This is a genomic window from Blastomonas sp. (assembly GCF_041747255.1).
Taxonomy (GTDB): Bacteria; Pseudomonadota; Alphaproteobacteria; order Sphingomonadales; family Sphingomonadaceae; genus Blastomonas.
The window spans coordinates 1-5,282 of sequence record NZ_JBGTFM010000507.1; the positions used below are offsets into that span (position 1 = coordinate 1).

At 62.8% G+C, this 5,282-nt stretch carries 7 protein-coding genes; 2 read left to right on the forward strand and 5 right to left on the reverse strand.

Translation table 11 applies throughout. From position 1 onward, the window contains the following. Both ACEW8G_RS16690 and ACEW8G_RS16695 read left to right on the forward strand, forming a co-directional pair. Positions 1 to 474 (forward strand): DUF815 domain-containing protein (locus ACEW8G_RS16690; RefSeq protein WP_373489519.1); only part of this gene is annotated, 474 nt, incomplete at its 5' end. A 51-nt stretch (positions 475 to 525) separates the two neighbouring features. Then, positions 526 to 801, forward strand: coding sequence for a BrnA antitoxin family protein (locus ACEW8G_RS16695; protein ID WP_373489520.1), 276 nt, complete (start codon positions 526 to 528; stop codon positions 799 to 801). 9 nt (positions 802 to 810) lie between these two features. Here ACEW8G_RS16695 and ACEW8G_RS16700 read toward each other — a convergent pair whose 3' ends face one another. The 5 genes from ACEW8G_RS16700 to ACEW8G_RS16720 form a co-directional block, all read right to left on the reverse strand. Then, positions 811 to 1,782, reverse strand: coding sequence for a flagellar motor protein MotB (locus tag ACEW8G_RS16700; RefSeq protein ID WP_373489521.1), 972 nt, complete (start codon positions 1,780 to 1,782; stop codon positions 811 to 813). 4 nt (positions 1,783 to 1,786) lie between these two features. Continuing rightward, positions 1,787 to 2,650 (reverse strand): flagellar motor stator protein MotA, encoded by an 864-nt coding sequence (motA, locus tag ACEW8G_RS16705; protein ID WP_373489522.1) that lies wholly within the window; start codon positions 2,648 to 2,650, stop codon positions 1,787 to 1,789. 133 nt (positions 2,651 to 2,783) lie between these two features. Continuing rightward, complete coding sequence (locus ACEW8G_RS16710) at positions 2,784 to 3,635, reverse strand: flagellin (RefSeq protein ID WP_373489523.1); 852 nt, start codon at positions 3,633 to 3,635, stop codon at positions 2,784 to 2,786. A 17-nt stretch (positions 3,636 to 3,652) separates the two neighbouring features. Beyond that, positions 3,653 to 4,984, reverse strand: coding sequence for a flagellar hook-associated protein FlgK (gene flgK, locus ACEW8G_RS16715; RefSeq protein ID WP_373489524.1), 1,332 nt, complete (start codon positions 4,982 to 4,984; stop codon positions 3,653 to 3,655). Continuing rightward, a partial coding sequence (locus tag ACEW8G_RS16720) for a rod-binding protein (protein ID WP_373489525.1) occupies positions 4,981 to 5,282 on the reverse strand: 302 nt, incomplete at its 5' end. The genes ACEW8G_RS16720 and flgK, both read right to left, overlap by 4 nt.

Here is a 5,282-nt window from a genome sequence, read left to right on the forward strand (position 1 = left end):
CTTGCCGGATTGCCCGCGCTGTTCGATCAACTGGGCGGGGTCGATCGCCGCTTCATGGTGTTTATCGACGACATCGGCTTCGATGGCGCCGAAGCCGGCTCAGCGGCGCGCGCGCTGCGTTCGCTGCTGGAGGGCGGCGCGATGGCGCGGCCCGGCAATGTCCGTCTTGCCGTCACGTCAAATCGCCGCGCGATTGTCGAGCGTCAGACAAGCGAACAGGATGATCCGCTCAACCCGCGCGATGCGGTGGACGACCGCATGGCACTCGCCGACCGCTTCGGCCTCTCGCTTGGCTTTCATGCCTGCGATCAGGCCAGCTATCTGACGATGATCGAGGGCTATGCGGCGGCCTATGCGCTGGATTTCGATGCCGATGACGCGTTAAAATGGGCCAGGCAACGCGGTGCCCGCTCAGGCCGCATCGCCTGGCATTATATCGTAGAACTGGCCGGCCGCGCGGGGAAGACGGTGTAACCAATCGGCTGATCAGCTTTCGCCGTGCCCATGAAAAGGAAATGCGTCGCTATGAATAAGCCCAAACCGCCGCTCGATCTGGATGAAAACCCTGAATGGAGCGAAGCGGATTTCCGAGATGCTCGCCCCGCCAGCGAGCTTTTGGGCGACGATGTTGCTGCGCTTCTGGTGCGTAAGCCCGGCAGACCCGCAGGCTCAACCAAGGCTGACCCCAAGCAGCAAATTGCCCTGCGCCTCGACCGCGATGTTGTTGAGCGCTTCAAGGCTGGCGGGCCGGGGTGGCAGACGCGGATGAACGACGCCCTGCGCGCTGCGGCGGGTCTTTAGATCACATTATCACTTCGTAGGCAGCGGCGCAGGCACCGGTCTTGACGGCACGATGTCAGCCGCTGCTCGGCTTGCGTCTGGCGCGCTCTCAGCAGCGCCCGATGCACTGTCGGCCTGACCGGTAAAGGCCAATGTGATCGACATGCGCCGGTTGCGCGGGTCGTTGCGATCACCCGGGTTATAGGGCTCGCGGTCGGCTACGCCCTCGATGCGGCTGATCCCTGCCGGGTTATAGCCGCCTGCGACCAGCGCCTTGCGCGTCGCTTCGGCGCGTGCAGTTGACAGCATCCAGTTGTTCATCGACTTGCCCGATGCATAAGGCAGCGCATCGGTGTGGCCGCGGATGATCACCGGATTGGGCATGCCGTCGATCACCTGCGCGACCTCGCGCAGCAGGTCTGCCGCCTTGGGCACAAGGCGATCGGTGGACAGCGCGAACATGCTGAAATCCGCCTCGTCGACCAGATCGATGCGCAAGCCTTCGCGCGTGTCGGTGAAGCGTACGTTTTTCAGCAACGTCTGCAGATCCTTGCGCGCCTCGAGCCGCTTTTCGATTTCCTTCTTCAGCTGCTCGAATTGCGCCTGCTGCGCGCTGCGCGAGGCATTGCCCTTGTCATCGCTGGTGCCGGTCATATCCTTGGGGATGGTGATCGACTGGGTGCCGGTCTGGCCGGCGCGGTTGGGATAATCATCGCGCGCGACAATCGATTCGCCGCCGAACAGGCCGTTGGAGCCCGCACTGCCATCCTTCAGCTGGACGATGGTGGGCGTGAAATAGTCGGCAATCGCCTTGCGGTCCTTCTCGTCCGTGGCGCCGAGCAGCCACATCAGCAGGAAAAACGCCATCATTGCGGTCACAAAGTCGGCATAGGCCACTTTCCACGCGCCGCCATGATGGCCGCCGTGCGATTCCTCGATGATCTTCTTGACGATGATCGGCCGGATGTTCTCGACCGGATCAGCCTTGCGCTTGGCTGCCATGGCGTCAGCGACCCCGCATACCGTCGAACACGTCAGCGAACGATGGCTGGTTGGCGTGGCCAAGGCTTGAGCGCGCGGCCTCGATCACCAGCGGTTGCGGGTGGCCATGCAGCGATGCGATGATGATCTGTTTGGCGACATGATACATCGCGCCGTCGGAATTGACCACCTGACGGCAGCGGTTGGCGAGCGGGCCGACGATGCCATAAGCGAGAAACACACCCAGAAACGTGCCGACCAATGCAGATCCGATCATACCGCCGAGAATGGCGGGCGGCTTGTCGATCGACCCCATGGTCTTGACGATGCCAAGCACGGCCGCGACGATGCCGAGCGCGGGCAGCGCATCGGCCAGGTTCTGCAGGCCGTCAGCCGGCGCAACCGATTCATGGTGATGCGTTTTGATCGCCTGATCGACGACATCCTCCACCGCGTGCGGATCAAGCTGGCCGGAAGACACCACCACCAGACGCAGCGAATCGCAGATCAGGTGGATCAATGTCTTGTCCTTGAGCAGCGTGGGATATTCGGAAAAGATCGGCGAGCTCGCCGGATCCTCGATATGCGGCTCCAGCGCCACCGGACCATCGGTGCGCAGCATCTTCATCAGCTTGGACACCAGGAAAATGCAGTCGAGAAAATCCTGCTTCTTGTATTTGGACCCCTTGAACGCGGTCATGACGCCGCCGCCGATTGCCTTGAGATGGCTCGTTGAGTTGCCGATCAGCAAGGCCCCTGCCGCCGCGCCGCCGATGATCATCATTTCCAGCGGCAACGCGTGAAGGATCACCTCCATGCTGCCCCCGGCGATGATGAACCCGCCGAACACCATGACAATCAGGACGACGAAGCCGATTACTGCGAACATGGTGGTTCCCTCGTTCCGGTTGGGCACCTGCAAAAGGCGCAATCAGGCCGCAAATCGGCCCGGACAGAACGTAGAACGGCTTTGAAACGGGATGGTTAAGACTAAAACAGGGTTAATAATAAAGGATTTTTTGTTAACCAAGATAGTCGAGCAGGTTTGTCTGCGAAACCCGTCCGTAAACCGCCTGCGCGGCCTGCAGATTGGTCAGCAGGCTCTGCATCCGGGTGATCGCTTCGGTGACATCGGCATCGGACAGCTCCGATTTGCGCGTCGCCAGCGACAGGCGGCTCTGGTCCATCTGCTCGCCGGTCGTCTCCAGCGTGCTGCGCGCGACGCCTTGCCGGGTGAGCAATGTGGTGATCCGGTTGAGCGCGCCGTCCAGCGCGTTGAGCTGCTGGGCACGGTCTGCCGGGCCGCCGTTGCGGATCGAATCGACGGTATCGGCCATGATCTGGTCGAGCGAGGCGGTCGCGCCGCCGCCGACCGGAATGCCTTCGCGCACCGCGTCCATGTTGGGCGATGCGATCACGGTGCGGCCATAGCTGATCGGCACGCGGATCGGAGGGCCGACCCCGAAGAGCGGCCCGCCAAAATTGTCGCGCTGCTCAAGCACGTCGGTGAAATCACCCGCCAGTCCCTCGATCTCAACCGCGAGCGCGCCGGGATCGATCGGGCCGGTTACGCCTGAATTGGCCAGCAGCAACAATTCGCGCGAACGGATCAGCCCGTTGGCGATGGCGTTCAGGCTGGCCTCGGCCTGGCTCGCCCGGGTTTCGGCGCGGCCAATGTTATTGGTCCATGCGGCTTCATCAGACTGGAAGCGCGAAATGCTCGCGATCTCCAGCCAGCCTTGCGGATCATCTGATGGCTTGGCGACGCGGCTTTCCCCGGCGACCAGCGCTTGCTGCTGCGCGATCAACCGGTTGAGGTTGGTTTGCTGCTCGACGGCCTTGGGGGGGCGATAGCGGTTGATGGACTGGACCATGGGGTTGCCTTACCTTTTTAGAAGATGGCCAGGATGGACTGCATGGTTTCACGCGCCACCTGGATGACCCGCGCCGATGCTTCATAGGCCTGCTGCAGCCGGATCAGGTCGGCCGCCTCACGGTCCAGATTGACCCGTGATACGCTGTCGCGCTGGTCGCGGTTGGCGCTATCAAGCGCGGTCGCTGCAATCAACTGGCTGCGCGCACCGACCAGCGCGGAGCCATTGCCTGCCATCAGATTGTTCCAGCGTGCCTCGACGCCCGCCGGGGTGCGAAGCCCTGAAAGGGTGAGCAGATTGCCGTTCGGCGTACCGTCGGGCGAGGCGAGGGCAAGGTCGCCGATGGCCTGGGTCGTGACCGCAAGCGTATCGACACCGCCCGTCATCGTCAGCAGCGGCGCCCCGGCGGCACCGGCGTCGGTCACCCCGTTGGCGTGCCAGCTGTTGACATCATCAACAAATTGCTGGGCAAGTCCCTGCAGCTCGGTTGTGCGCTGCTGCGTGATTGCGCCAACGCGGCTGAGCCCGGCCAGTGTGCCATTGGTGGGCGAGCGTGCGGGGGTGCCGTTGATAACGATCGCCAGGCTGGCATCGGGATTGCTCGCGACAGTCACGTTCGCAAAGGTGGTGACCCCGGCAAGCGGTTGCCCGTCATAGGTGACATTGGCAACGCCGTTGCCCGCCAGCACGATGTTGACGTCCAGCTTTTCCGAGATCACCGCGAGCGCCGAGTCACGCGAATCGAGCAGGCCGGAATGGGCATCGGTGCCCTGCGGGGTGCGGGTGATCTCGAAGTTCAGCTTGGCGATCAGTTCAAGCGCCGAGTTCAGGCCGCTGGCCTCGGCAGCCGCGGTCTGGACGACCTGATCCTGGGTCTGCTCAAGATTGAACGATGTGCGGCGAAACGCATCGACGGTGGCGTCGAGCTCGTTGAGAAACGTGATCCGCAGCGCGGTATCAAACGGCACGGCTGACAGTTCCTCGCCGCGCGCAAAAAAATCGTTCAGCCGGTTGCCGACATTGGACCCGGCGTTGTCCAGCCCGACCTCGATCCGCCCAAGCCAGTTGACCATGGTTTCGCTGCGCACCCGCGACGCGCCTGACGTGCGCAGCTGCGCTTCGAGAAATTCATCCGATGCGCGCACCGATCCGTTGATCATCACCCCGTTGAGGCCCGATTGCGCGGTGTACATCGGGTTGAGGTTGCTCGAAATGGTGCCGTCTGTGAGCAGCGTCGAGCGACGGACATAGTCCGGGTTTTCCGCATTCGCGATGTTGTTCGACACCGTGGACATCGACCGGGCATAGGCCTTGATCCCCGATCTGCCGATGTTCAGCAGATCACTCATTGGTCATCCACCCCTAACTGCTTGAGCAGCATGTTGGCGATGCCGAACTTCTGCTTGCCCGCCATGTCATCGGCGAGGCGCGAATCCATCATGTCACGAAACTGGTTGCCCGCGTCTGACCCAAACAGGCTGTCGCCGGGCGTTGCAGTGCGCATCGACGAGATCATCTGGCGCAGGAAGATCGCTTCAAACGCTTGTGCCGCCTTGCGTAGTTCTGCCTTTTGCGCCTCCGACTTGTCGGGCGCAGCCGCAGCATCCGCGCTCGCCAACGGCGGGCGCGGACCGGCAGCGGCCTGCG